Source organism: Xanthomonas sp. SHU 199 (assembly GCF_000364665.1).
In the GTDB taxonomy this organism is placed as follows: domain Bacteria; phylum Pseudomonadota; class Gammaproteobacteria; order Xanthomonadales; family Xanthomonadaceae; genus Xanthomonas_A; species Xanthomonas_A sontii.
The window spans coordinates 1-4,284 of record NZ_AQOI01000171.1 but is presented as its reverse complement, the minus strand read 5'-3'; the positions used below and the strand labels follow the sequence as shown (position 1 = coordinate 4,284).

General features: G+C 69.6%; 4 protein-coding genes. 1 reads left to right on the top strand and 3 read right to left on the bottom strand.

The annotated features are described in order from the left end of the window. Positions 1 to 211: 211 nt before the first annotated feature. Complete coding sequence (locus D183_RS0107425; protein WP_017908446.1) at positions 212 to 1,111, bottom strand: AraC family transcriptional regulator; 900 nt, start codon at positions 1,109 to 1,111, stop codon at positions 212 to 214. A 302-nt stretch (positions 1,112 to 1,413) separates the two neighbouring features. Between D183_RS0107425 and D183_RS0107420 the strand changes: the two genes are divergently transcribed. After that, the gene (locus D183_RS0107420) at positions 1,414 to 1,773 is read left to right on the top strand and encodes a hypothetical protein (RefSeq protein ID WP_017908445.1); all 360 of its coding nucleotides are present in this window, start codon (positions 1,414 to 1,416) and stop codon (positions 1,771 to 1,773) included. A gap of 30 nt (positions 1,774 to 1,803) precedes the next feature. Here D183_RS0107420 and D183_RS0107415 read toward each other — a convergent pair whose 3' ends face one another. Together D183_RS0107415 and cycA are read right to left on the bottom strand one after the other, a co-directional pair. Continuing rightward, positions 1,804 to 2,724: a CorA family divalent cation transporter gene (locus tag D183_RS0107415; protein WP_017908444.1), complete on the bottom strand. Its 921-nt coding sequence runs from the start codon at positions 2,722 to 2,724 to the stop codon at positions 1,804 to 1,806. 78 nt (positions 2,725 to 2,802) lie between these two features. Beyond that, the gene (gene cycA, locus D183_RS0107410; protein ID WP_010340292.1) at positions 2,803 to 4,173 is read right to left on the bottom strand and encodes a D-serine/D-alanine/glycine transporter; all 1,371 of its coding nucleotides are present in this window, start codon (positions 4,171 to 4,173) and stop codon (positions 2,803 to 2,805) included. Positions 4,174 to 4,284: the final 111 nt, after the last annotated feature.

Genomic DNA, 4,284 nt, shown 5'->3' with positions numbered 1-4,284 from the left:
CGTCGGGACTGAAGTCCCTCCCACAGTGCACCCGGGGGGCTCGCCGCAAGCCCCTGTGGCAGCGACTTCAATCGCGACGGAGCTTTCCCGGTAACGCGCGTAGCGGCTGACGCCGCCCCTACGGGACGTGCCTCGGAGTGATGAGAGAGGCCCTTGGTCGATCAAGCAGCACGTCAGATGCACAAGGCGGCGCGCGCAGTGCCGGTACCCCTCAGCCGGCCAGGCCCAGCTGCTCGGCCAGATCGCTGCGCGGCGACCGCCCGTACAGCCGGCTGTATTCGCGACTGAACTGCGACGGGCTCTGGTAGCCGACGCGGTAGCCGGCCGCGCCCACGTCCATGCGTTCGACCACCATCAGCCGCCGCGCCTCGCGCAGGCGCAACTGCTTCTGGTACTGCAACGGCGTCATCGCCGCGACCGCGCTGAAATGATGATGCAGCGAGGACACGCTCATGTTGACCTGGCGCGCCAGATCCTCGATCCGCAGCGGCTCGGCGTAGTGCTGGCGCAACCAGGCGATGGCCTTGGCGATGCGGTTGCTGGGGCTGTCCTCCTGGGCGATGCGCAGCAGGTTCGGCCCGCACGGCCCGACCAGCAGGCGATACAGGATCTCCTGCTCGATCAGCGGCGCCATCGCCGCGATGTCCGCCGGGCGTTCCAGCAGCCGCAGCATGCGCAGCGTCGCATCCAGCAGGTCCGGACAGGCGGTGTTGACCGACACCCCGCGCGGGCGCTCGGCGCCCACCTGCGGCGGCAACGGAATGCGCTCGAGCAGTTCGCGCAGCCGGTCCGGCCGGATCGACATGCCCACGCCCAGCAGCGGCTGTTCCGGGCTGGCCTGGGTGATGCGCGAGACCACCGGCAGATCCAGCGTCACCAGCAGAAAGGTGCCCACGCCGTAGTGGTACTCCTCGTTGCCCAGGGTCAGGCATTTCTCGCCCTGCAGCACCAGCGCGAAGACCGGCCACTGCGCGGTATGCGTCTTCGGCGACGGCGCGGAGCGGTAGGAACAGAAGAAGCCGTCGATGGCGGTGTCGTGGTCGCCATCTGGGACGGCCAATCGGGCAACCAGGGCGGCCATTTCCTGGTAACGGTGGGCGAGCGCGGTCATCGGCAAGGGCGCCGTAGCGTGCGGAGGAGGAAGGCAAGCTTGCACGATGCTGCGCCGGCACGGACCACGGCGCGACGCGGCTTGCAGGATCGTACAAGAATTCCGTTGGATCGCGCTAACGCGCCCGCGGCGCGGGCCAGCATCCTGTGTCGGCCGGTTCCCGCACCGGCGCCGTCCCGGAACGCCCGCCCCCGCCCGCCTGTTCCGGCCGTTCGGCCCTGTCCCTTCCCCCATGCCCCTCGTCGCGCTGCCGCGTCGCCGCCAGCGTGCCATGCGGGCGACGCAGACCGCAGGAGAGACCGATGCATCCCCATACCGAAGCCCTGGAAATCGCCACGTTCCGCCTGCTGGACTGCACCTGGCGCACCTTCCTGCGCGCCAATGCCGAGGTCGATGCCTGGCTGCAGCGCCAGCCCGGCTTCCGCTCGCGGCGCATCGCCCGCCGCCGCGACGGCAGCGTGGTCGACATGGTGCTGTGGGACAGCGTCGCGCACGGCACCGCGTCGGCACGACGGCTGATGCGCGAACTGCAGGGCGCGGCGATCCACGCCCTGATCGATCCGGACACGGTGTCGTGGGACATCGCCGCGGTGCAGCACGTCAGCGGCGAGGAAGGCGACACCGCGGAAGACGCCGCCGAGGCCGACAGCCTGGCGGCGTGACCTGCGCGGCCGGCGCCGCGCGCAGCTGGCTCAGACCCAGCCGCGCCGGCGGAACCAGGCCAGCGGCAACAGCATGCTCAGCGCGATCACACCCAGCGCCCAGTAGTAGGCGTCGTGCCATTTCAGCTCGGGCATGTGCGCGAAGTTCATGCCCCAGATGCCGACCAGCACCGTCGGCGGGATGCCCACCACCGAGGCCACCGCCATCACCTTCATCACGTTGTTCTGGTCGACGTTGATCATGCCCAGCACGCTGTCGAGCAGGAACTCGATGCGGTCGTTCAACTGCTGCTCGAACTCGCTCAGCGTGACCAGGTCCTTGTGCAGCAGGCCGATGCGCTTGGCCGCGTCCTCGCCGAACCAGTCCGGCGCCGCATCGTCCAGGTAGGTGGCCAGGCGCAGCAGGCCGTGGCCGGCGTTGTGCATGCCGCCCAGGCGCCGGCCCATGTCGCCGACGTCGTGCAGCATCCGCTCCAGGTGCCGCGACTTGTGCCGCGCATGCGGCCGGTCGAACGCCACCCGCGTGGTCTCGGTGATCTGCGCCTCCAGCGCCTCCAGGCGATCGGCCAGGCGCCCGACCAATTGATCGAGCAGGCGCAGCAGCAGGTCGTCGCTGCTACGACAGGGGCTGTGCTGCAACTGCGCGGCCACCGCGTCCAGCGAGGCCGTCGGCTGCTCGCGCTGGGTCACCAGCACCCGCGGCGACACCGCGAAACCGAGCGGCGCGGTCGGACCGTCCTCGTCCTGGAAGCGCGGCACGTTGAGGAACAGCACCTCGCCTTCCACCCGCACCCGGCTGCTGAACTCGATCTCGCCGATGGCCGCGCGCGTCGGCACCGCGAACCCGACCTTCTCGTCGACCTCGGCCAGCTCCGCCTCGCTCGGCCGGCACAGGTCCACCCAGCACACCGGCGTGTCGGAGGTGCCGCCGAGGCGATGGATGGTGATCATCGGGACAGGCTCGCGCAGGAAAGGCCGCGAGCATCCGTCAGCGCGCGCGGAGCGTCAACGCCCGCTGCGCGCACCGGTTCAGGCGCTGCGCCGCTTCAACGCGTAGCCCACGCCCAGCAGCAGGAACCACACCGGGCTGGCGAACAGCGCCTGGCGGGTGTCGGCCTGCAGGGTCAGCAGCGCCAGCACGAAGGCGAAGAACGCCAGGCACACGTAGCACATGACCACCCCGCCAGGCATCTTGAACGCGGAGGCCGCATGCAGCTGCGGGCGCTTGCGCCGGTAGGCGATGTAGGCGCACAGGATCAGCGACCAGACGAACATGAACAGCACTGCGGCCAGCGTGGTGACCAGGGTGAAGGCGGTGACCAGGTTCGGAATCAGGTACATCAGCACGGTGCCGCCGAGCAGGCAGGCGCAGGAGAACAGCAGCCCGCGCGCCGGCACCGCCGCGCGCGAGAGCCGGGCGAAGCCGCGCGGCGCGTGGCGCTCCTCGGCCAGGCCGTAGAGCATGCGGCTGGTGGAGAAGATGCCGCTGTTGGCCGAGGACGTGGCCGAGGTCAGCACCACGAAGTTGATCAGGCTGGCCGCGGCCGGCACGCCGGCCAGCACGAACAGCTCCACGAACGGGCTCTTGCCCGGCACCACCTCGCGCCACGGCGTCACCGCCATGATCGCCACCAGTGCCAGCACGTAGAACACCAGGATGCGCACGGGAATCGAGTTGATCGCCTTGGGCAGGTTGCGGCGCGGGTCGGCGGTCTCGGCGGCGGTGGTGCCGACCAGTTCGATGCCCACGAAAGCGAACACCGCGATCTGGAAGCCGGCGAAGAACCCGCCCAGCCCCATCGGGAACATGCCGCCGTCGTTCCACAGGTTGGCCAGCGAGGCCACGTGCCCGGACGGCGACTGGAAGCCCCAGGCGACCAGCCCGGCGCCGGTGAGGATCAGCGCGCAGATCGCCACGATCTTGATCAGTGCGAACCAGAATTCCATCTCGCCGAACAGCTTCACCGTCACCAGGTTCAGCCCCAGCAGCAACAGCACGCACAGCATCGCCGGGATCCACGGCGCCAGCGTCGGGAACCAGAACTGCGCGTAGGCGGCGATCGCGATCACGTCGGCGATGGCGGTGATGATCCAGCAGAACCAGTAGGTCCAGCCGCAGAAGAACCCGGCCCAGGGCCCCAGCAGATCGGTGGAGAAGTCGATGAACGACTTGTACTCCAGGTTCGACAGCAGCAGTTCGCCCATCGCGCGCATCACGAAGAACAGCATCACGCCGATGATCAGGTACACGAACAGGATCGACGGCCCGGCCAGGCTGATGGTCTTGCCCGAGCCCATGAACAGGCCGGTGCCGATCGCTCCGCCGATCGCGATCAACTGCAGGTGGCGGTTGGACAGGCTGCGCTGCAGGTGGTCGGGCTGGGCGGACGGATCGGTCATGGGCGCAGGCCATCGCGAGGGATTAGCCTGCAAACATAGAAGATGGCGGCAGCGCGCGCCAGCCGCGCGTGCGCCGGACGGCGCCCGCGGCGGCGCGGACGACGCCGCAGG

Bases quoted from the DNA above. Each gene is read 5' to 3' on its own strand.
- cycA (WP_010340292.1), bottom strand. From the start codon at position 4,173: ATGACCGATCCGTCCGCCCAGCCCGACCACCTGCAGCGCAGCCTGTCC.
- D183_RS0107415 (WP_017908444.1), bottom strand. From the start codon at position 2,724: ATGATCACCATCCATCGCCTCGGCGGCACCTCCGACACGCCGGTGTGC.
- D183_RS0107420 (WP_017908445.1), top strand. From the start codon at position 1,414: ATGCATCCCCATACCGAAGCCCTGGAAATCGCCACGTTCCGCCTGCTG.
- D183_RS0107425 (WP_017908446.1), bottom strand. From the start codon at position 1,111: ATGACCGCGCTCGCCCACCGTTACCAGGAAATGGCCGCCCTGGTTGCC.